Annotated in this window: 18 protein-coding genes; 5 read left to right on the plus strand and 13 right to left on the minus strand. The window is 68.0% G+C overall.

Annotated elements, in window-relative coordinates; genetic code table 11:
* The first annotated feature begins 121 nt into the window (after positions 1–121).
* The 3 genes from ACQPW1_RS23550 (at position 122) to ACQPW1_RS23560 (ending at position 2,419) form a co-directional block, all read left to right on the plus strand.
* Positions 122–1,177, plus strand: coding sequence for a zinc-binding alcohol dehydrogenase family protein (locus tag ACQPW1_RS23550; RefSeq protein ID WP_433664867.1), 1,056 nt, complete (start codon positions 122–124; stop codon positions 1,175–1,177).
* Positions 1,178–1,340: 163 nt separating this feature from the next.
* Positions 1,341–1,997, plus strand: coding sequence for a cutinase family protein (locus tag ACQPW1_RS23555; protein ID WP_433664868.1), 657 nt, complete (start codon positions 1,341–1,343; stop codon positions 1,995–1,997).
* Between the two features lie 203 nt (positions 1,998–2,200).
* The gene (locus tag ACQPW1_RS23560) at positions 2,201–2,419 is read left to right on the plus strand and encodes a hypothetical protein (RefSeq protein ID WP_433664869.1); all 219 of its coding nucleotides are present in this window, start codon (positions 2,201–2,203) and stop codon (positions 2,417–2,419) included.
* A 371-nt stretch (positions 2,420–2,790) separates the two neighbouring features.
* Here the strand turns inward: ACQPW1_RS23560 and ACQPW1_RS23565 are convergent, their stop codons facing one another.
* Positions 2,791–4,812, minus strand: coding sequence for an SDR family oxidoreductase (locus ACQPW1_RS23565; protein WP_433664870.1), 2,022 nt, complete (start codon positions 4,810–4,812; stop codon positions 2,791–2,793).
* A gap of 314 nt (positions 4,813–5,126) precedes the next feature.
* On the minus strand, positions 5,127–6,830 hold the full coding sequence (locus ACQPW1_RS23570; protein ID WP_433664871.1) for a bifunctional metallophosphatase/5'-nucleotidase: 1,704 nt from the start codon (positions 6,828–6,830) through the stop codon (positions 5,127–5,129).
* Between the two features lie 135 nt (positions 6,831–6,965).
* Here ACQPW1_RS23570 and ACQPW1_RS23575 point away from each other — a divergent pair, with 135 nt between their 5' ends.
* Positions 6,966–8,063, plus strand: coding sequence for an endonuclease/exonuclease/phosphatase family protein (locus tag ACQPW1_RS23575; RefSeq protein WP_433664872.1), 1,098 nt, complete (start codon positions 6,966–6,968; stop codon positions 8,061–8,063).
* 128 nt (positions 8,064–8,191) lie between these two features.
* Entirely contained in the window at positions 8,192–8,668 is a 477-nt protein-coding gene (locus tag ACQPW1_RS23580) for a hypothetical protein (RefSeq protein WP_433664873.1), read from the plus strand.
* A gap of 51 nt (positions 8,669–8,719) precedes the next feature.
* Here the strand turns inward: ACQPW1_RS23580 and ACQPW1_RS23585 are convergent, their stop codons facing one another.
* The 11 genes from ACQPW1_RS23585 to ACQPW1_RS23635 all read right to left on the minus strand — a co-directional run bounded on the left by ACQPW1_RS23585 (position 8,720) and on the right by ACQPW1_RS23635 (position 22,247).
* The gene (locus ACQPW1_RS23585; RefSeq protein ID WP_433664874.1) at positions 8,720–9,412 is read right to left on the minus strand and encodes an SDR family oxidoreductase; all 693 of its coding nucleotides are present in this window, start codon (positions 9,410–9,412) and stop codon (positions 8,720–8,722) included.
* A gap of 99 nt (positions 9,413–9,511) precedes the next feature.
* Positions 9,512–10,621, minus strand: coding sequence for a glycosyltransferase (locus ACQPW1_RS23590; protein ID WP_433664875.1), 1,110 nt, complete (start codon positions 10,619–10,621; stop codon positions 9,512–9,514).
* Positions 10,618–11,985: a glutamate-1-semialdehyde 2,1-aminomutase gene (locus ACQPW1_RS23595; RefSeq protein WP_433664876.1), complete on the minus strand. Its 1,368-nt coding sequence runs from the start codon at positions 11,983–11,985 to the stop codon at positions 10,618–10,620. The genes ACQPW1_RS23590 and ACQPW1_RS23595 overlap by 4 nt, the downstream gene beginning before the upstream one ends.
* Positions 11,986–12,207: 222 nt before the next feature.
* Entirely contained in the window at positions 12,208–13,590 is a 1,383-nt protein-coding gene (locus ACQPW1_RS23600) for a GNAT family N-acetyltransferase (protein WP_433664877.1), read from the minus strand.
* A gap of 5 nt (positions 13,591–13,595) precedes the next feature.
* Positions 13,596–14,933, minus strand: a complete 1,338-nt coding sequence (locus tag ACQPW1_RS23605; RefSeq protein ID WP_433665315.1) for a glycosyl hydrolase family 28-related protein — start codon at positions 14,931–14,933, stop codon at positions 13,596–13,598.
* A 26-nt stretch (positions 14,934–14,959) separates the two neighbouring features.
* Positions 14,960–16,240 carry a protein tyrosine kinase gene (locus ACQPW1_RS23610; protein ID WP_433664879.1) on the minus strand — a complete coding sequence of 427 codons (1,281 nt, stop codon included), beginning with the start codon at positions 16,238–16,240 and terminating at the stop codon, positions 14,960–14,962.
* Positions 16,231–17,631, minus strand: a complete 1,401-nt coding sequence (locus ACQPW1_RS23615) for a hypothetical protein (protein WP_433664880.1) — start codon at positions 17,629–17,631, stop codon at positions 16,231–16,233. Before ACQPW1_RS23615 ends, ACQPW1_RS23610 begins: the two co-directional genes overlap by 10 nt.
* A gap of 9 nt (positions 17,632–17,640) precedes the next feature.
* A complete protein-coding gene (locus tag ACQPW1_RS23620) occupies positions 17,641–18,645 on the minus strand; it encodes a CgeB family protein (RefSeq protein WP_433664881.1) in 1,005 nt (334 codons plus the stop codon).
* On the minus strand, positions 18,642–20,006 hold the full coding sequence (locus ACQPW1_RS23625) for a lipopolysaccharide biosynthesis protein (RefSeq protein ID WP_433664882.1): 1,365 nt from the start codon (positions 20,004–20,006) through the stop codon (positions 18,642–18,644). Before ACQPW1_RS23625 ends, ACQPW1_RS23620 begins: the two co-directional genes overlap by 4 nt.
* Entirely contained in the window at positions 19,999–21,180 is a 1,182-nt protein-coding gene (locus ACQPW1_RS23630) for a glycosyltransferase family 4 protein (protein ID WP_433664883.1), read from the minus strand. The genes ACQPW1_RS23625 and ACQPW1_RS23630 overlap by 8 nt, the downstream gene beginning before the upstream one ends.
* Positions 21,177–22,247 carry a glycosyltransferase family 4 protein gene (locus ACQPW1_RS23635; RefSeq protein WP_433665316.1) on the minus strand — a complete coding sequence of 357 codons (1,071 nt, stop codon included), beginning with the start codon at positions 22,245–22,247 and terminating at the stop codon, positions 21,177–21,179. The genes ACQPW1_RS23630 and ACQPW1_RS23635 overlap by 4 nt, the downstream gene beginning before the upstream one ends.
* Between the last annotated feature and the right edge of the window lie 21 nt (positions 22,248–22,268).

Raw genomic sequence — 22,268 nt, forward strand, 5'->3', positions numbered from 1 at the left:
TACAGAAATGTATTCAATACACAAATGTATCAGACGCAGAGCTGTGACGTGGCGAAATCGGACGAGTAGGGTTGGCGCAGCTCGATACGACCGTGCATCCTGACGACAAGGGGAGATCGGTATGAACGAGGTTGCCCGGACCGCATCGATGACCGGCTGGCGGGTGCGCCGCCCCGGGCCGATCGACGAAGGCCCGCTCGACCAAGTGCGCGAGCCGGTCCCCGAACCCGCCGCCGACGAACTACTCGTGCGGGTGCTGGCGTGCGGCGTCTGCCGAACAGACCTGCATGTGGCTGAAGGCGACCTTCCGGTGCATCGCGTCGGAGTAGTACCGGGACACGAGGTGGTCGGCGAGGTCGTAGCCGTCGGCTCGGCGGTCGGCGGGGTCGCGGAGGACTCGCGCTTTACCGAGACCTTCGCCGTGGGGGACCGGGTCGGCATCGCCTGGCTGCGTCATACCTGCGGTGCCTGCAAGTACTGCCTGCGCGGCGCCGAAAACCTGTGCCCCCGTTCGGAATACACCGGCTGGGATGCCGACGGTGGATACGCCGAATTCGCCACTGTGCCAGCGCCTTACGCGCTCCGGCTACCGGAGGGGTATACGGACGCCGAGCTGGCCCCGCTGCTGTGCGCGGGCATCATCGGCTACCGCTCGCTGCAACGAGCCGACCTGCCACCCGGCGGACGCCTCGGTCTCTACGGCTTCGGCGGCAGCGCGCACATCGCCGCGCAGGTCGCGCTGGCCCGCGGCGCGGAGTTGCATGTGATGACCCGCGACCCGGCCGCGCAAGAGCTGGCGCGCGAACTCGGCGCCAGCTCCGTGCAGGGCGCCGCGGATCCGCCTCCGGTGCAACTGGATTCGGCGATCTTGTTCGCGCCGGTCGGCACCCTCGTGCCGCCGGCGCTCGAAGCGCTCGATCGCGGCGGCATCCTCGCCATCGCGGGCATTCACCTCAGCGACATCCCGGCCCTGAATTACCAGCGGCATCTGTTCCAGGAGCGGGAAATTCGCTCGGTCACCGCGAACACCCGCACCGACGCCCGCGAATTTCTCACTCTCGCAGGCGAACATCGCATAGAAGTGACCACCCGTGGGTACTCCTTGGGGATGGCAAATCAGGCCCTCGCCGACCTCGCGCACGGACGTTTCACGGGCGCAGCGGTTCTCGTGCCATAGAAAAGATACGCCAGGACACGATTCGGCGCTGAGTACGCATCTTTCGGGTCGTTTTGCTTGACGGCTCGCTTCGCCGTTCTTACCTTCGCAGATATAGCCGAGTGGCACTTGTCTCTGACAAGTGTCATTCGGCTTCTCACAACGGCGTGAGTGGGTGATCACGATGGCAAACCGGAAGGTAATTCATTTCGAGAAGTGGCGGGTGGTGCAAGCATTCGTTGTGCTACTGCTCGTCGCGGGATTCGGAGCTACGACGGGATTACCCGCGCTGGCCTCGCCTTGCGCGGCCGTCGACGTGGTGGTCGCCAGGGGCACCCAGGAACCCGGGTACCTCGGTGCGGTGGCCGGTGACCCGCTCTACGACACCCTATTGCGCAGGCTGCCGACGAGTTCGGTCGCCTATCGCGTCAATTACCCTGCGGACCTGCTCGATCCGGCCTCGATCAGCCGTGGCACCCAGGACATGAACGCCCATGTGATGTGGCAGGCGGCGGTCTGCCCGGACCAGCGGTTCGTGTTGGTCGGCTACTCGCAGGGGGCGGTCGTCACGCACGGTGTGCTCGGCACCGGCGCCGTGACCGCGCTCGGGGGCATCAGCTCGTTGCCGATCGACCTCGAATCACGGGTGGCGGCAGTCCTGTTGTTCGGTGATCCGATGCGGCTGACCGGCTGGAATGTGCCCGATCTGTATGCGTGGCGCACCGGAAACTACTGCACGGCCGGGGATCCGGTCTGCACCGGCGGCGGCGATCCGACCCAGCACTCCAACTACGGCTGGGCCATGTGGCCTGCGGCGGATCTCGTCGCGAGCCGGGTGTAAGTCGTGTACCGCGGCGGGGGCCGGCGTGCCGTCGGCCCCCGCTGTCGGCGGTTCAGGTCCGTCGCGTGCGAATTGTGCGCTGTGTACAGCAAATTCTCTGAAACATCTGTGGTCCTTTTCGATTCGGATACGCTGCGGCGAAATCCCGTGGAACGCGCACAGTTCGAGTGGTGCCGGTCGGCCGTGCGTGATAAGAACAGCAAATGTCCGATGATCCAGACATCGCACAAGCCCGGGTCTTTCTGGACTTGCTCGCCGCACACGCACGCACACTCGCGCGCGCCATCAATACCGCCGAAAGGACATTCCAAACGCATCGGCTCCGTGAACTACATGCCGAGCTGCACACGGTGCGCCACTGCATCGCACGAATCCACTACCGGTATCCCGACATCGCACCAACAAACCGAGCTCGAATCTGATTGTCCCGTCCCGTCCCGTCCCGTCCCGTCCCGTCCCGTCCCGTCCCGTCCCGTCCCGTCCCGTCCCGTCCCGTCCCGTCCCGCCGCGCACGTCCCGTCCCGCCGCGCACGAAATTGCAAGCTGATTCGTGCGCAGCGTGCCAACCAATGCGCGGCAGGAGCGACCGCCTACCAACTGCCCCCGCCCGCCCTTGCCGAAAGCGTCTGCGACGCAACCACAACCGGGCGGGGTCTGCGAGCCGCGCACGTTTCGTTCCGGCGCGCACGAGATTGTTAGCTGATTCGTGCGCGGGGGGCTGATTCGTGCGCGGCGGGCTGATTCGTGCGCGGCGGCCGGGAACGGGAACCGCGCACCGCTGATCATGGCGTGACTACCACTGTAGGCCGGGGACTACTCTGGCCACGCGCGCGGCGGGGCCGGGCAGCGCCATGAACGGCAGGAGGACCGGTGCGAGCACTGTCAATGGGCTGCGTCCGGAGTCGCCGGTGGGCTTCTGCGGTGCGGCGGCCTTCTTATTGCCCTGTGCCGCAGTGGATTCGCCGAAGAGACGGAAACCCTGATGCAGGATCGTCCGCTTCACCGAGGGCATCAGCAGCTCGACCGCCTGCGCGAAGGTGCCGACCGGGGTGTCGATCCGGTGCGGGCGATCCTCCAAGGCGCGAACCACGATGGTGGCGGCCTGATCCGGATCCGGGACCGGCAGCGACTTGTAGAGATCGGTCGGCGCGATCATCGGGGTGCGCACCAGCGGCATCCGCACCGAGGTGAAAGTGATTCCCGCATCGCGGTTTTCGACCGCCGCGATCTCGCTGAAGTTGTCCAGCGCCGACTTGCTCGCCACGTAGGCGGCGAACCGCGGCACCTTGGTCTGCACGGCGATCGAGGAGATGTTGACGACGTGACCGAAGCGCCGGGCCCGCATCGACGGCAGCAGCGCCAGGATGAGCCGGACCGCGCCGAAGTAGTTGACCGCCATCGTCCGCTCGAAATCGTGCATCCGGTCGGTCGAGTTCAGCACCGACCGGCGAATCGACCGGCCCGCGTTGTTCACCAGGTAGTCGACGTGGCCGTGCTCGGTGAGGATGGTCTGCACCAGCGTCTCGACCCCGTCGGCATCGGTGATGTCGCACGGATAGTCATGGGCCACACCGCCTTTCGCGCGCACCGAATCGGCGGCGTCGGCCAGGTCGTCCTTGCCGCGGGCCACCATCAGCACGGTGGCGCCGCGCCGGGCGACCGCGTGCGCGGTGGCCAGGCCGATGCCCGACGACGCCCCGGTGATGAGCACGACCCGGCCGTTGAGCGGCTCGTTGGACACCGCGGGCTGGCCGCGGTGCGCGTCGAGGTGGTCGCGCCAGTACTGCCAGAGCTGTCCGGCGTAGCTGTCGAAGGACGGCACCGACAATCCGGTGCCGCGCAGCTGCGCACGCGTCGAGTCGGAGATGAACTCCGCCGAGAACGAGGTGTGCGGGGCGACGGCGGCGGGAATTCCCAACTGCTCCAACAGGAAATCGCGCACCGCGGGCACACCGGGCAGCTGGGCCAGTCCGCTCAACGCGCGGGCACTGAGCGGCACGACGCCGATCCCGGCGGGTGCGCCCGCGGCCGTGGCCAGCGCACCGTACACGTCGCTGAACGCCTGCGGTTCGGGGTTGACCAGGTGGAAGGTGCGTCCGTCCAAGCCGGGCCTGCGCACCAGGGCCGCCATTGCGGCGGCCACGTAGTCGACCGGGACGATATTGGTCGCGCCGAGATCGGGCAGCGGCATCGGCAGTTCCGACGGCAGTGCGGCGAGCTTGGCGATGGCGGCGAAGAAGTAGTACGGGCCGTCGATCTTGTCCATCTCGCCGGTGCGGGAGTCGCCGACCACGATCGCGGGGCGGTACACCCGCCAGCGCACCCCGCGCGATTCACGAACGAGCTTCTCCGCCGCGAACTTGGTCCGATGGTAGGGCGAGGTGAGTCGCTGACCGAGGTCGAAGTCCTCCTCGAAGTACTTGCCCTTGTGGTCACCGGCCACCGCGACCGACGAAACATGGTGCAGCACAGCGCCGATCGAGCGGGCCAGGGCGAGCACCGACCGGGTGCCCGCGACATTGGCCGCGTGCGCGGTCTCCTCGTCGGCGGTCATGTCGTAGACCGCGCCGAGATGGATCACGTGGTCGGCCTGCGGCGCCTCGCGGGTCAGGCCGAGCCCGGCCGCGGTGAGGTCACCGACCAGCGAGAACACTCGTTCGCCGCCGTCCCATCCGGTGGCGAGGTCGGCGAACTTCTGCAGCGACTCCTCGCGCACCAGAACATGAACAACGGCGTCGGGCTCATTGTTCAGGAGCTCCTGAACGACCCGCCGTCCCAAGAATCCGGTACCGCCCGTCACGATGTAGGTAGCCATCGCCCTCTCCTGCTGTTCATTCGAACCGTGTTGTCGCACAAGTCATCCAGCATGCAACGGTGAATGCGGAGATATCGGTTCGGCCGCGAGACGCAGACCTGACGCGGTAACAGCGATCGGGCCGAAAGTAGGAACCCCTTCGTCCTGACTTATACGAAACAGTAATGATCCTGATCATCTCCGGCAAGCGTTCCGGGCTGGATCACTCTGTGGGACTGGTCACCCATCGGTGCAGGTCAAAGGGTAAGTGTTACAACGATTTCCAGGTATACCTTCACTGGTCAATCGTCCAGTTTGTCAGGGCTACTAGGCAGCTATCGCTTCTCGACGCGGGCGGGCGGCAGCTGGACCGGAGACTTGTCGCGGAACAGCGCCTCGAAAGCGTCGAGATCGGTGGGTCCGGGGACGTTGTCGGTGCCCTCGGTGAAGACGGCGAAGCCGTCACCGCCCGAGGCGAGGAAGCTGTTGGTGGTGATGCGGTAGGTAGCGGCCGGGTTGAGCGGCTGCTCCGCGATGCGGACGCTGTCGGCAATTACCTTGGCGCCCTTGGGCGCTGCGTCCGCGAAGGCGTAGGTGATGCCCGCGAGGGACAGCATCGCGGGCTTGCTGGCATTGGTCCACTGCTGTTCGAGCAGACGCAGCACCTGCTGGCCGGTGAGGGTGAGGGTGACGACCTGATTGCCGAAGGGCTGGACGGTGTAGATGTCGCCGTAGGTGACCGGGCCCGCCTTCAGGTCGGCGCGCACGCCACCCGGGTTCATGAAGGCCGCCACCGCGCCCGCCGGTGCCGCGGTCGCCGAGAGCATCGAGTCCGCAATGACATTGCCGAGGGGCGAGGTGCCCGTCGCGTCGGGATCGTGCGGCAGTGCCGCGGCGGCCGCGCCGACTACGCGGGCCGTGCGCGGGCGAGCCTGCTCGGTGTAGAAGTTCACCAGGGCGGTGGTGGCCGGGTCGGCGGTGACGTCGCGGGTCACCACTCGGTTGACCGCGGAGGCCTGTACGCCGTCGGGGGCGAAGCGCAGCGTGAGGTCGGTGATCAGCCTGCCGTAGGAGGCGGCCTGGGTGACCGACTTGCCCTCGATCGTGCACACGTAGGACTGGTGGCTGTGCGCGGTGAACAGTGCCTTCACCACGGGGTCGACCCGCTTGGCGAGATCGGTGACATTCGGGGTGATGTCGGCGCATCCGTTGTAGTCGAGCGGGGCGTCCTTGGCGGGGCGCTGCGCGCCGCCGTCGTGCATGAGCGCCACGACGGTCTCGGCGCCCGCCGCCTTCATCTCCGGCACGTACTTGTTGATCGCCGCGGCCTCGTCACCGAAGGTCAATCCCCGAATGCCCTCGGGGAAAACGAGATTCACGGTATCGGGGGTCACGGTGCCGACGACACCGATCTTGTGGCCGCCGACCTGCAGGATGGTCCACGGCTTCAGCGCGGGCGGCAGGTTGCCCGCCGCGTCGGTGACGTTCGCGGCCAGGTATGGAAACTTGGCCCCGGTGAACGGTTCGCCCGGCGAACATCCATCCGGCGCGCAGCCGCCTTGCTGCAGGCGCGCCAATTCCAGGACGCCGTGGTCGAATTCGTGATTGCCGACCGACGAGGCGCCGACCCCGATGTTGTTCATGAAGGTGATGGTCGGCTCGTCGTGGAAGAGCCCGGACACCAGCGGACTGGCCCCGATGTCGTCGCCCGCCGCGACCACCGCGCTCGCCGGATAGGCCGCCTTCAGCCGCGCCAGATGCGTCGCCAGGTAGGCGGCGCCGCCCGCGTCGTAGCCGGACACCTTGCCGGTCGAGCCGGCCGGTGGCTCCAGGTTGCCGTGCAGGTCGTTGAGCCCGAACAGGTGCACCTCGTCGGGCTTGGCCTCGCGCAGATCGTTCGTCGAAATCAGGGGGATGACCCTCGCCACCGTCGACGTGGTCGGCCCGCTGCTCTTCTCGCTGGCGGTACCGCATCCCGCTACCAATGCGATGCTGAGGACCCCGGCAACAACAGCGGCAATGCGACGGCGCGCGTTCATGCTGAGACTGTCCCACGCGCGGCCCCCCGCTGCCACCGCACACGCCAGGCGCCATCGGTGTTTGCGCGGTGATCGTGCTCAGTTCACGTCGAATTCCGATCGGCTGGATAGCCATTGAAGGGACAACGTTCCGCTGTGCCGACGATCGGAGTGATGGTCACCATGACGAGTTCGATGACGCGACGCGATGCGATGCGGGTGCTCGGCGCGGCGGGAGGTGTGTTGGCCGCCGGTGCCGCGCTGCCGGTTGCTGGCGCGGCGCCCGCCCCCGGCGAGGTCCGGGTGCTGGCGATCAACATCTGGCTGGGCGGTAGCAAGATCTCCAACGGGATCGGTCTGGTCGCCGATCTGATCATCGCCACGCAGGCCTCGATTGTGCTGCTCTCGGAGGCGAATCAGGCGACGAAGGCGATCGCGACCGCGCTGGAGAAGAAGGGCCGCAAGTTCAACGCGGTGTCTTCCGGTGATACCGGGCTGCTTTCGGAGTTCCCGGTCGAGGACAGTAGCCAACTCGACTGGATGGTCAAGGCCCGGTTGAACATTGGCGGCAAGCGGGTGACCGCCTACGCGGCCCATCTCGAATACCGTTGGTACGCGACCTATCTGCCGCGCGGCTACGGTGCCGGTGTGCCCGCGCCGGGCGAGTACTCCGAGTTCGGCTGGAACAAGATGCCGGGCGGACCGGTGACCGATCCGGTGGCGGTCCAGCGGGTCAATGTGGCGTCCAGCCGTCCCGACGTGCTCGGGACCTTCATCGCCGATGCGAAAGCCGAAGCAGCGGCGGGCAACTCGGTGATCATGGGCGGCGATTTCAACGAGCCGTCCGTGCTGGACTGGACGCCCGCGACGGCGAACATGTTCGACCACCACGGCGTCGTACTGCCATGGGAGAGCACCCGCCGACTGCAACAGGCCGGTTTCGTCGACGCCTACCGCTCGACTTATCCGAATCCGGTGACCCACCCCGGGTTCACCTGGCCCGCCAGCAACCCGGGCGCACCGGTCTCCCAACTCACCTGGGCGCCCGAGGCCGACGAACGCGACCGAATCGATTACATCTTCACGAGCCCGGGTTCCGCGCTGAAACTCACCGGCGCCGGAATCGTCGGCCCGCGCGGCTCGATCGTGCGCAACGCCCGCCAAGAGGAAAACACTCAGGACAATTTCATCGCCTCGCCGCCGAAATGGGTCACCGACCACAAAGCGATTCTCGCGACCTATCAACTGGGCTGACGGCAGCCGCGGCGAATGCGGCACACCGAGGTGCGCGGGGATGCCCCGATCCTGGGGTCGGTGAGTGACATACTGCCCAGTCAAAGGGACAGGCATGTGAAGTTCACGACCACATGGAGGCTCGGTCTTTGAAATCCTCACACAAATCCTGGGTGCTGACGTGTGCGCTCGCTACCGCGTTGGCGCTGCCCGGAGCACCGGCGCACGCCGATGGTGCGCTGTTCGGTGTCGCGCCCGAGGTCGAGAAGCAGATTTGCGACGGTAAAGATCACGACGACCGTTGGTATCAAGAGGTCGGCGAATGGCTGGAGTTGTCACCCGCCATCTTCGACAAACCGGTGCACACCGAAACCCGCGTCGAACTCTTCCAGAATCCGGTGTTCAGTGCGGACACCCGGAAGGCGACCTGTGAAAAGGAGGACGCCTATAACGAGAAACTCAAGGAGTTGATCACCAGGTACTACAAGCCGGGAAATCTGATTCAGGACTGCGGCACTACCGAAGGCCTGCAACGCTTTATCGACCGCAGGCTCGCCGTCTTCCGCTGGGTCGCCGCCAATGACTGGAACGCGCCGAAGCCACCCGCTCCCACCTGCTCGGCCTGAGGCGCACACCGAGCGGCCCACGTTGTGCCGCAACATGTTCCGCTCGGTGCCTCAGCGGAGGGTGTAACCGCCGTCCGGGTAGAGGGTGGAGCCGGTGGTGAAGGTGTTGGTGAACAGGTAGACCACGGAGTGGGCGATCTCGTCCTCGGTGGCGGGGCGGCCGAGCAGGGTTTCGCGGCGGTACTGATCGAATGCCGCAGTACGGGCGGTATCCGGGCGGTTCGACCACAGGTGCCCGTCGACCGTGCCCGGCGATATGACGTTGACGCGGACCGGCGCGAGCTCGACCGCGAGGCCGCGACCGAGTCCTTCGATGGCGGCGTTGCAGGCGACGTACGCGGGCGCGAGTCCGGCCGGACGTGCCGATGCGGCGCCCGACATCAAGACCGCCGATCCGTCCTCGGCCAGCTTCGGCGCGGCCAGCGGGACCGCGTGGTACTGGCCCCAGAACTTGGACTCGAACGGTGACGCGGCCGCCGCGTCGCTGAGCTCGCGCATCGGCCCGACCTCGTAGGACGCCTGCCAACTGGCCGCGTCACCCAGTTCCGTCGCCGCCGCGGCCAAACGCGATGCGGTGCGGCCGCCCAACACGACTCGGCCACCGGCCGCCACCACGCGGTGCGCGACCCGCAGCCCGATGCCGGAGCCGCCGCCGATCAGGACGACCGTCCGGCTTCGAAGATCCTCGGCATCGCTCGGTGCGCCGGACCCCTTGGCGGTGGTATCGACCCCGACCTGCGACATACTGCTGCCTCCCTCGCACGTTGCTTACTCGACCATCGCCCGCAACCATGGGGCGGCGAACCCTATTCCCGCACCGCCTGGGTGGCCTGGCTACGCGGGTCAGTTCAGGAACTGGGAGACGGTGGTGGCCATCTGCGTGCGGAAGGCGGCGGAGGAGAACGTCTCGGCATGCGTGCGGATAGTCGTTGCGTCGTACGCCGCGGGATCGAAATCGCGCATGGCTTTGGCGAGGTGATCGACGACCGCCTCGTCGGAACCGTGCGGGACGTGTTCGCCGGTACGGCCGGGATCGACGGTGTCCAGGGCGCCACCCTGATCGACCGCGAGAACCGCTGTGCCGCAAGCCATTGCCTCGACCGGGACGATGCCGAAGTCCTCTACACCTGGCATGAGCAGCGCTCGGCAGCGGCGGTAGGTGTCGAGCAGCACGTCGTGCGATGTCGCGCCGAGGAAGGTCGTTTCCGGGCCGGCGAGGGTTTCGAGATGGGCGCGGAAGCGGCCGTCGCCGAGGATGACGAGCCGGCAACCTGCTCGCTGCGCGGCGAGGATGGCCAAGTCCGGGCGCTTGTACGGGACGAGTCTGCCTGCGAAGAGGAAGAAGTCGTCGCGGGGGATGGTCGGCTCGGGGGTGAATCGGTCGATCTGGACCGGGGGATAGGTGACCGTCGCGGGCAGTCCCCACCAGTCGTTCACGCGGGCGGCGACGGCGCGCGAATTGGCGACGACATGGGAAAGCCTAGGGGCGGCACGCAATTCACCGTGGCGAGCCAGCCTCCCCAGCGCGGCAAGGGCGAGCTGACCCGCACGACCGCCCGCCTCCTGTGCGCGGAAGTCCTTGTCCCAGGCCCAGCGTGCCGGGCTGTGCACATAGGCGATGACCGGCGCATCGGTGGCGAAGGCCGCCTGGGTGGCGAACGCGTGGTGGCTGACGACGACGGCGTCGAAGCGGTGCCCGAGGGGGAGGCGGCGCAGGGCACGGGGGACGAAGGGTAGCAGCGGCGCGTGCGAGCGACGTCCGGAGGCGGCGTAGGCGCGGCTGAGCCAGGTGTCATGAACCGTGGTCAGCGGCGGGCGAACGCCCGCGGGATCCACGATGGGCGCGAAAACCTGGGCCCCCGACCAGGTTTCGGCGAGCTCGCCGACCACCGCCTCGGAACCGCCGAACTCGGTGAACCGCTCGTGCACGATCGCGATGCGGGGCTGCGTCATTCGTGCACCGCGGCGATCTGGCGCGGTGCCGCGCGGCGGCGGATGGCGGGTGCGACCGGGCGGCCTGCCAAGAGCCCGTCGACGCTGCCCTGCTCGATTGCCTTGCGGTACACGGCGGCCGCCTCCCGGCAGGCCGCGATCGTCTCGTCGATGTCGGCGTCGGTGTGCGCCGCCGAGGTGACGAAGGATTGACCGAGCACGCCCCGGTGCAGCAGCTCCTGGAGGAACAGGGTGCGGAACTCCTGGGAGGGCCGACCGTTCAGGTCGCGGGTGACGAAGATCAGGCAGGACGGGCGGCCGAGGACCTGGAGGTAGTCGGCGATGCCGAGCTCGGCGGCGACCGCGTTGACCCCCGCCGCCAGACGGCGGCCCGCGTGCTCCATCTTGGCGATGGGGTCACCGGTTCGGTACTCGTGCACGACCGCGCGGAAGGCGGCGAGCGAACCCGATTCCGGGCCGTGCGTGGTGGACAGCAGGAAGACCCGGTCGTGGTCCGTGCGCAGCCCGCCGAGCTCCATGTACTCGCGTTTGCCCGCGAGGGCGGAGAGCGGAAAACCATTGCCCATGGCCTTGCCCCAGCAGGACAGGTCGGGTCGCACGCCGTACACCGCCTGCGCGCCGCCCGCCGACCAGCGGAAGCCGGTGATCATCTCGTCGAAGATGAGTAGCGTGCCGTGGCGATCGCACAGGTCACGAACGCCCGCCAGGAAACCGGGTTCCGGCTCCGCCAGCGCGGTGGCGGCCTCCATGACGACCGCGGCCACCGTCTCCGACTCGACTACGGCCGCGAGCGACGGGAGATCGTTGTAGCGGAATCGCAAGGTGCCCGACGCGATTTCGGCGGGGATGCCGCTGTCCATCGCGGTGGTGCCGATGAACCAGTCGTCCACCGAGAAGAACGGTTGATCGCAGACGGCGATCGCCGTGCGGCCGGTGGCGGCCCTGGCCAGGCGGACCGCGGCGGTGGTCGCGTCGGAGCCGTTCTTGGCGAACTTCACCATGTCGGCGCCCGGCACGAGGGTCAGGAAGTCTTGTGCGGCAAGCAGTTCCAGCTCGGTCGGACGGCTGAAGCTGATGCCGTCGGCGATCGCACTGTGCACGGCGTCGAGTACCGGTTGGCAACCATGGCCGAGGGTGACCGAGCGCAGGCCCATGCCGTACTCGACGTAGCAGTTGCCGTCCGCGTCCCAGACCCGGCAGCCGCTGCCGCGCACCAGGATCGGCGCCATGAACTCGGGGTACTGGTCCGCGCCTCTGGCGTAGGTGTGTGCGCCGCCCGGGACCAGATCGTGCAGCCGCGCCTGTAGCTCGTTGCTGCGGGTGAAGCGGCGGGGTACCGCCGGATCATCGGAAATAGACTCCATGGTCGGGCTCCTGAAGAGTCGGGTCGCACACGCACGGCAGACTGCCTGCGCGAATCCTCCCTGCGCGCACCGGTTCTGCGCATTACTGTACGTCGGCGGGATCGGCTTGTCCGCGCAACAGTGTCACCTGTCGGTCGTTTGATATACGGCCTGTCGCTTTTGTGCCGTATCGGTGGAATCCGTTCCGCCGTAGGTCATCCGGTGATCCCCTCACCGTGCCGGTCACTGGCGGTCGGTGGGTCCCAGCGTCGGTCTCGCGGACGGCGCCGAGGATTCCGCGTCCGACTCGACCGTAGGGCCGATGGTGACGGCCCACAGGTCATGGTCGCCGCGATGGCCGGTGGCGCCGACGTAGCAGCGCATCCGCCCCTCGTGCGTCATGCCGACGCGCGCGGCGATATCGGCGGAACGGCTGTCCGCGGGATCGATCGCCGTCGAGACCCGGCACAGGCCGAGTGGGCCGAAGGCATGGGTGAGCAGTAGCCGGGTGGCGGCCGCCCGAACGTCGTCGGCGTGATCAGGGTCGGTCCAGACGAACATGCGGGCATTGCGGTCGAACATGTCGAGGTCGAACAACCGGGCCTCCCCGGCATACTCGCCGTCGACATCGATCGCCAGCACGAGCCCACTCGCCGAACGCAAACCCGGACGGGCACAGAGGAATTGGCGCACCCACCGGAGCCTGCTGTGCTGCCGCGCCCACGCTTCTTCGGGAACCAGCGCGTCCGGGTCCAGAACGGCACGGCTGCGCAACCGGGTGGCACGCCAGCGACCCCAGTCGGATAGTCGCCTGCTGCGCACGACGACCTCTCCGCGATCAGGATCGGCGAGCCGAGCCGGCCGGGCGGCCTGTAGCGGATCGAGCAGATGCAATCCCCGCCCCGCGTAGAAGCGTGCGGCAGCGGCGAGCGCCGCGCGCCTGGGGAACGCGCCGCCGGTCGGGTCCTCGCCCGCGGCGGGCGGCTGCGCGGCATGGGCGTCGTACCGGTCGAGCCAGTGGCCCGCGAAGCCGTTCGGCGGCACATCCGCCCGGGTGACCGCCCACAGCTCGTGGTCGCGCCGCGCGCCGCCCACGTCGAAGTAGCGGCCCATCAAGGCTTCTCGCCGGAACCCGAGCTCGGCCGCACCGTGCGCGGCGGCGACGTTCTCGGGTGAGATCGGCGCCGTGATTCGTTCCAGGCCGATGTGCTCGAGGCCGTAATCCATCAGCAGCGCCGCCGCCATGCCGCCGATCCCGTGCCGGGCGACCTCGGCGTCCACCCAGATGCCCAATTCCGCGGCGCCGGTGGCGGGATCGATCGAGCCGAGCTCGACCTGCCCCGCGAACCGGCCGTCGACCTCGATCACCGTCGAGAGTCGACGGCCCGCCCGCGCCTCCGCGCGGCTCGTCAAACATTCACGGACCCAATGGGTTCCGCAATGCCGCGCCGACCAGTCGAGCGTCGAGCTGTACCAGAACGGCTCGATGAAGCGCCGGTCCCGCAGTCGAATACGCCGCCAGTGCGGGTAGTCCGCGATCCGTGGCGGGCGCAGCACGACGGCGTTGCCGTGCAGCGACACCGGACCGAGACTGATGCGCGCCAACGATTTCGGGCTTGTCGACATCGCGCCTACTCGCGCGGTCGCATCTTGCCCAGTGACATCGTCTTGAGCACGCCCTCGGTAGAGACGGACAGCCGCCAATATGTCCCTGACGCATCTTTCAGTACGATGCCACCCTCCGTTTGCTCGGATAGCCAAGTCCCGCTGGCGAGTACGGCGGAGCGCAGCGCGCCGTCGGCCGACTGCGCCTGGAAGACGTCGCCGTCACCGCGCCCGGCCTTGGCCACGATGGTCCCGGTGAACTGCGGCGCGTGCGTGCTGGTGCGGCCGAGCACATGCCAGCGTTGCGGGAACAGCGCGGGGTTGAGATCGTCTGCGGCCGTGGAGATCAGGTTCACCGCGGTGCCCTCGGGGCAACCGGTCGGATCGATCCGCAACTCGATGGGCGCCTTTTCCAGATCCTTGTCGAACTGCACGTTGGCCAGATACGGCTGGCGGCAATAGATCAGGTCGAGGCCGACGGTGCGCGCGGCGACCTTGCAGTTGATCATGCCGAACTGCGCGGGCCCGCCGCGGTCGACCCGGCCGACGGACAGCGCGATATCGGCGCCCTCGAACCAAACGTTGGTGAGCCACCAGTCGTTCGCCGCGCCATCGATGAGGATGTGCTTGTCGGTGGTCTTCGGGTCGGCGTCGGACACGAATTCGACGTTGGTGAGCGCCAATCCGGCGTTGTGATCGTTGCCGGTGCCGAGCACCCCGATGTAGTTGCTGGTCAGCTTGGACGAGGTGACGTAGTTCTGGATGCAGGAGGTGACGATGCCGTAGCCGAAATTGTTGATGTCGCAGTTGAGGAACGCGGTGCCGCCGGTGTTGCCTTCCAGCACCACGCCGCGCTGTTCGAGGTAGCGCGGATGGTTCTCGCTGATGTGATTGCCGCGGATCACCACGGAATCGAAGGAGCACCTGAAGCATTCGGACAGCAGGACGGCCGTCGCCTTCGGCCCGGCCAGGTAGAAGCCGAGCCGGGCGAACCGCACCCGGCTGCGCTTGCGCAGGCTGATCAGGGTGGTGTCGACCGTGCAGTTCACCACGCTGACATCGGCGCCGTCGCCGAGAACCGTGGCGTAGTCGCCGAGTTCGGGCCAGGACGTCACGTTGTAGTGGCCGGCCGGTAGATACATCACCAGCGGTGCGCCGCCCGGTACGGCGGCCGCCGCGGCGATCGCCGCCGTATCGTCGGCGACACCGTCACCGACGGCACCGAAGTCGCGGACGTTGCGCGCGGACGGTGCGTCGGTGACGTGCGGGGAACGGAACTCGATGCTTGGGGTCGCGGAGGGGGAGCTGGTACATGCTGCCAGCACCGGCGCGGCACCTACCGCGCCGAGCGCCGCGGCAAGCATGCTCCGCCGACCAACGGTTTCGTGCTTCAAAGCCGCAGCCTCCCGGTCAGTCGCTGCAGCCGGTTGCCCGGCTTGCTGTACGCTACCGCGCCGGTCAGCTTGTTGTCGCCGAATGTGGCCAGGGCGCCGCGTAATTGCGGTCCGCTGGTCTCACCGAGCAACACGACGGCGATGGTCTGTTCGCAGAGCGGCGCGACGGCGATGGCGTCGGCGGCATGGGCGATCGGCGCGGCCTGCACCACGACGTGGTCGTAGTCGGTGGTCAGTTTCGCGACTATCGCCGCGAATCGGTCCGAGGCGAGCAGATCGGGCGTCTGGTCGTCCGCCTCGCCCAGCGGGAGCACGGTGACGCCGGTCTCCGGCCAGCCGGTCAACGCCTCGTGCACGGGCGCGTTACCTTGTAGCACGGCCGCCAAGCCGACGCTCGCGTTCGCCACGGCGTACGAGCTGCCGTGGCCCGAGGTGTCGGCGTCGATGAGCACCACGTTGCTGCCCATGTCGGCGAACGATTTAGCGAGTGCGACAGCGACTTCCGGCTCGGAGCGCGGCGAAAGGCTGGTCAGCAGGATGCTACTGGCCTCGCCTTCACGGAGTAGCCGGGTGCGTAGCCTGCGCGTCTCGTCCGGGGCGCCGGGGCGGCCCGCGTCGATGATGCCCAGGATCGGCACCGGCAGAATGGCTTCCAGGTTGTTGGAGGTGCGCAGCGTGCGGTCGGTGCGGTCGCGGACGATGGCGCCCGCGCAGCCGAGCGCGAGTCCGGCCAGCAGGCCGAGGAACAGAATGCGACTCGACTGCGGTCCGCTCGGTGACGCGGGTATCTCGGCGCGGTCGACCACGGTGATGCGCGCGGCGGGTGCCGCGTCGCGCTCGATGGTCTCCAATTCGTCGACGAGCCTGCGGAATTGGGCCGCGACCGAGTTGGCGAAGTCGCGCGCCCCCTCGGCGGTCGAGGATTGCACGGTGAGGATGATGTTCGTGGTTGCGGGCGGGGAGAACGCCTTGATCTTGCTCTGTACCTCACCGACCGACATCTTCAGCCCGAGGTCGTCGATGACGCGCTTGGCGACGGTCGCGCTGGTGGCCAGGTCCAGGTAGGAGCGGACGCGCTGCTGGGCGGCGAGCCCACCCTGGTAGGAGTCGTTGACCGAGGTGCCGGTCGCCATCGACACGTACATGCTGCTGGTGGCGACGTAGGTGGTCGGCAGGGTGCTCAGATATCCGGCCGATGCGCCTAGACACAGCACCACCACCGCGGCGATAAGGGCCCAGCGTCGGCGCGCGATATGCCAATAGTCGATCAATCCCATGGGGATTCTCTCTTTTCGATGGTGGATGCCCCGACAGACTGCACGCTGGGCAAGCTTTGGCCAGCGGTGGAAAGTGGTTCAGTTCGAGTGCGGCGGCGATACTCGCGCACGACCAGCGAGATGAGCCAGGCGAGCACGGCGGCCTGCAGGAACTTGCCGAGATTCTCCATACTGCCGAGGATTCCGCGTTCGAACAGTGCGGAGGCGCCGGTCATCGCGAGCCCGAGGATCACGATCGGGAAGAAGCGCGAATACAGCGCCTTGGCCCAGGCGAGCAACAGCAGGAAGGTGAAGGCGGCGCAGATAACCACGCCGGTATAGCCGCCGAGCACGAAGCCCTCGTTGAGATTGCCCTCGGCCAGCGACACCGACACCTTGGTCATGTCGACCGAGGCGCCGCGCACCTCCATCGCCCACTCGGTGCCGGACTGGAACTTGGTCGTGCCGAGCAGCTGGCTGGGGATCAGGCTGTACATGGCGTGTTGTAGCGCCTGGGCGGGTGTCAGCCAGAAGCCCGGCTGGTGGAAGTAGGCGTCGGTGGCCGCCTCCAGCAGGTCGAACCGGCGCAGGATGCTGAGGAAGGGTTGCACGACCGGCGGATAGCCCGAATCGACAAGCGACGACTCGGCTTTCGCGTACTGGGTCTGCTTCAGCGATTGCAGCCAGCCGAAGCCGCCGATGCCGAGGACCGCGATGGCCGCGACGGAGACCGCCTTGCGCTTGGTCCAGCCGAGGATGGCGAACCGTACGGCGATGGCCATCGCGGCGCCGATGATCGGTGTCTTCGATTCGACGATCGCGGTCCAGGCCAGCTCGCCGAGGAGCAGCCCGCCGATGATCAGCCAGGCCATCTGCGGGCGTTCGGGTCGAACGAAGATGATCAAGCCGAGGGCGGCGATGGTCGCCAGAATGGCGACGAAGGACAGGATCGGATTGGCGCTCTCCACATCGCCCGCGCTGCCGATGGAACCGGAGCCGTAGGACGCGGCCCGGCCGAGCATACCGACGCCGTACATCGCGGCGAGCGTCGGCACGAAATCCGGGTCGTTGGTCAGCGCGGGCAGCTTCACGGGCGGGTGCCGCCGGGCCCAAAATGCGTAGGCCACAACAAATCCCGCGTAGACCCACAGGCCGAAGACGACATGCTGGAGCACCAGTGCGATGCCGCTGTCGTAACCGAGCTGAGCCAGCCGCGGGTCCGGGACGTTGTCACCGAAGTGCGGTTCCGGCTGTACCCAGAGCAACACCACGGGCCGCGCCACATAGGACAGCGACCAGAACGCCGCCTGCGCGATCAGGAACACCCGGGCGACACCGGGAATCGTGGTGGCCGCCACCGCGATGGTGGCGAGCGCGAGGGCGATCAACAGCACCTCGGTGGTGGCGGTCATGCGACGGGCTCAGCTGATCGCATGGATGATCTCCCGTGCCCGGTCGACGTAGCGGTGATTGCCCGCGAGGACCCGCTGGTATCCGGCCTCGGCCACGGCGGCGGCCTTGTCGGGATGTGCCGCGCACCAGTCGAGGATGGCGAACAGCTCGTCGGCGTCGGTGAACAGGAAGCATTCGCTGGTGTCCTGCAGCAGCTCGGCGTGCTCGTCGGTGCGTTCACCGACGAAAAGCCCACCGGCAGCTGGTACTTCGAAGGTGCGGCAGGTGTGGGTGTCGCGGTTGTCGGAGTTGAGCAGCACCAGATTGGCGGTGACGCTCGCGACCACCTCCGAGTAGCGCTCGCCATACACGGCGCCGCCCACTTCTGCTCCGGTGGAACGCAATTCGGGGACCCGCCGCCAGCCGGGCCCGCGCACCAGCATGCGGGAGCCGTGTGTGCGGGCCAGTCCGATCATGTCGGCCTTGCGGTCCGGTCGGCACACGCCGATGAAGCCGACCAGGAACTGCCGGGTTCCGCGGCGCGCGGTCGGATGATGCCAGGCCGGGTCGTAGGCGCTGCGCACGAAAGTGACCGCGCGAGCGCCCCGGTCGCGCAACTCCGCGACATTGTGCCGCTTGGTGGTGACGACGTGATCCCATTCCGCTTCGTGCGCAAGGTATTCCGCGCTGGTGTTCTCGGGGTTCGCGACGTCGTCGGGGCTGTAGTGCACGTGCAGCCGGGCAGGAAGATCGAGCAGCCTGCGCTGGTCGAGGTGAATCCCCTTGAACGCGAACACCATGTCCGGCCGGAATTCGGCAGCGGCCCGGTCGATTTCGGCGTGCAGCCCGGTGACGTTCCACGGCGCGCGCCTGCGTGCGAGCTTCGAATAGACCCACGGCGGCGAGAGCCTGGGCGGCAAGGTGACCCGGGTGGTGTCGATGGCCACCACGTCGTGCCCGGCCTGCCGGAAGCCGTCGGCCAGCGAATGCGCGTTGCTGCCGACCCAGTCGTCACCCAGATAGAGAATTCTCATGACCCGCCCTCCTCCCGCATCAGCACAATCGCGGGACCAGGGGCGGGCGTTACCCGTTCACGGGTGATCAGGGTGCGAATTCTGAGCAGATACCAAGAGGCGACGGTGAATTCGACGACCACGGTGCCGTAGACCAAGGTCCACACCGAGTGGGTGCGAAACGCGATGGCCAGCGCCACGGCGGCCACGCAGGTGCCGAGCACCGCGCCGATCAGCACGCCGGTGGTGTCCTGGCGCACCGGGAGCACGGCGGTGGTGACGAAGGAGGTGATGGCCGTCGCGGGTAGCACGAAGGTCTCCACCCGCAGCAGTCCGATGGCGGCGGTGAAGTCCTCGCCGAACACCAGGTGGATCAGCAGCGGCGCGCTCAGCCAGACCGCCGCGGCCGCCACCGTGGCGGTGCAGACGCAGGCGAACAGCGCCTGCAGTGCGTGCCGCCAGAAGTTGTCGTCGGCGCTCTTGCGCGCCATTCGCGGTAGTAGCGCGAATCCGATGGGGTCCAGGGTGGATTGGATGGCACGGACCAGTCGATCCCCGGCGGAATACAGGCCGAGCGACACGGCGTCCAGCACCGCTGAGTACACCGCCGCCGCGCCCTGCCCGTAGGTCGTCACCAATAGCCGGGAGATGAAAACCGGTGCACCGGTACGTAAGACGGTCTTCACGCCGCGCGGTCGTGCGGGCGGGCCGAAGGTGCGTAACGAGTCCCACCAGGTCAATATGACGGTGGGGATGGACGAGACGAGCAGGCAGAGCAAGGCGACCTGGGCGTTGGGCATCCGGGGCAGCACCGCGACCAGCAGCACGAGATAACCGATTCTGCCGACAGCCTGGTAGGCGGTGGAGGCGCCGAAGCGCCCCTGCCCGATGAGTAACCAGTCCTCGGAGGCCGACCAGAAGCCACCCGCGAACAACCCGAGCAGGATCATCTCCAGGTGAACGGGCGCGCCCACCGCGTAGCTGAGCAGCAGGGCGGCCCCCAGAATGACCAGGGTGCCTGCGCGGATGGCCAGGTAATCGCCGCGCAACTGGTTGATGTGTTCGAGGCGATCCGCGCCCAGATTGGCGTCGTGCACCCGCGCGGCCAGGTACGAGGTGATGCCGAGATCGACCAGCAGTGAACCGATGAAGTAAGCCGACATGCCGATCGCGAGCAGGCCGAGGCCGTGCGTGCCGAGCACCCGCGCGATCAGCGGCACGGTCACGATGGTGACGACGTACTGCCCGTACTTGCCGAAGCTGACATAGCCGATATCGCGGATGATCCCGAGAAATCCGAGGCGGCGCTGGGCATTCGAGCGATGCGCGCCGCCGGGCGCCGGCGGCTGGTCCGAGGTGTTCGGGGCTGGGTGTTCAGCCATGCGGGGCTCTCTCCGGTGAATGTGGTGTGCCCGCGGCGTCGTTGCGTTGTGCGATGTCGTCGAGGAAGGCGGCGACCGAGCGCGCCGTTTCGGTGATGTCGAAGTCCTTGGCGCGCAGGCGGGCCGCCATGGCCAGCCTGCCGCGCAGCGCCGGGTCGCCGATGAGGGTGTCCAGTGCGGTGGTGAGCTGGTGTTCGTCGCCGCCGTCGACGAGTAGCCCGTTGACGCCGGGCTCGACGATCTCGGCGGGACCGCCTGGCGTGGAGGCGATCACGGCGCAGCCCGCGTGCATGCCCTCCACCACGACCTGACCGAACGGTTCGGGTAGCACCGAGCTGTGCACGAGAATGTCGGTGTCGCGCAGGTATTCGGCGGGGTCGTCGACGTGGCCGGTGAACGTCACCGGCAGCGCCAGCTCGCGGGCCAGGCGTTCGAGTTCGGCGCGGTAGGGCTCTTCGTCGAAGAACGTGCCGCCGATCAGAAACACTTGGCGTGGACGCACTTTGGTCCCCGCGAGCGCGCGCAGCAGCACATCCTGGCCCTTCCACGGGGACAACCGGCCGACCACGGCGACCACGGTGTCGGCGGGCGGGCGCTGGTCGGGACGCGCGACGTCGGTGCCGAGTTCGACGCCGGGATAGGCCACCAGCGCGGGCCTGCGTCCGATCGGCAAGGTGCGCAGGGTCGTTCGGCTGTTGGCGAGGTAGCCGCGGCTGAAGAGCCGACCGAGCAGCCGCAGTACGAGGGTGGGCAGGCGCCCGAAGTAGTCGGCGGCAATGCGGTCGTGCACCTGCCAGACCAGCGGAACGCGGGCGCGCCGCGCGGCCACCGCACCCATCACCAGCGCTTTACTGCTCTCCGCCACGAGCACGGTCGCGCCGAGCTCGGTGGCGGTGGCGCCGAGGGACCAGCCGAGCCGCAGCAGCCCGAGGAACCCGGCGACCAGGCGCAGCGGACCCGAGCCGATGGTCATCGCCCGGCTGTCGAATCGGCCGCGCAACAGCCGGGTTTCGACGCCGCGTGCGCGCATCCGTTCCACCATCGGGCCGTCCTCCGTGTAGACCATGGCGACACCTAGCCGTCCCTGGTCGCGTAGGGCCGACACCAGCCGCAGCGTTGCGAGCTCGGCGCCGGACGGCGCGGCGGTGTGCGCGAGGAACAGTGCCCTGTTCATTGTCTGATTGCCCGGTACATCGCGAGATGCCGCTCCGCTGTGACATCCCAGGTGAAGGTCTCCGCGTGCGCCCGGCATTGCGCGGGTGTCGGCATGGTGCCGTGCAGTGCGGCGACGATGCGTGCGCCGAGCGCGTCCGCGTCGCCGGCGGGCACGATGAGCGAAGGATCGAGCCCGCGCACCGAGTCCGGCAGTCCGCCGCAGTCGGTGACGATGGGCGCGCGGCCGGCGGCCAGCGATTCGAGGGCGATCAGACCGAATCCTTCGAGGGCGGTGGTGGGCACGACGGTCAGCTCCGCCTGTTCGTAGAGTTCGGTGAGGCGCTCGTCGTCGATGTGCCCGGCGAACTGGACCGTATCACCGAGTGATCTTGCGGCGGACCTCAATTCGTCCCCAGCGGCCCCGGTTCCGACGATCACCAGGCGGGCCGTCGGATGCTCGGCGAGCACTCCGGGCCACGCCCGCAGCAGCGTATCGATGCCCATCCGGCGTTCGAGCCTGCGCACGCACAGCACGGTTCGGGTGTCGGTGTCCGAGCGAACTGGGGATGCGTGGAAGCGATCCAGGTCGACTCCGGGCGGGATGACCGCGATGCGGTCCAAGGAAACCCGGTAGTCGGTATGTAGTACGTCGCGAAAGTGGTTGGACAGCACCACGAATCGGTCCGCGCCCGAATAGCGCAGGCGCTCGAGCAGATACTTCGCGCGCACCGCCGCTTCGCGCTGTCCGGTGAGTCTGCTTTCGGCGGCCCACGGTCCGTGGAAATGGATGACGAGCGGCAGCCGCCCGCGCCGGTCGATGGCGGCCGGACCGTAGAGACAGAAGTGCCGATCGAGCACGGTGTCACGGTGCAGCTCGGCGCGATCGAGGAACGCGGTGCGCGCCCGGCGCAACGTGGAACCGCCTAGCCCGCCCCATGATTGGGCGCCGGGGGCGGCGGGGGAGTCGGCGCCGAAAGCGGCGGCGGACACCTCGACTTCGGCCTGTCTGGTGAGTGCGTGGAAGAGCTCGGTGAAGTACCGATTGAGCCCTCCCGGCGCCGACGCGAACCACTCGGAACCCGTCATGTGCACCCGGACTATCTCGGT

Source organism: Nocardia sp. CA-128927 (genome assembly GCF_050955855.1).
GTDB lineage: Bacteria > Actinomycetota > Actinomycetes > Mycobacteriales > Mycobacteriaceae > Nocardia.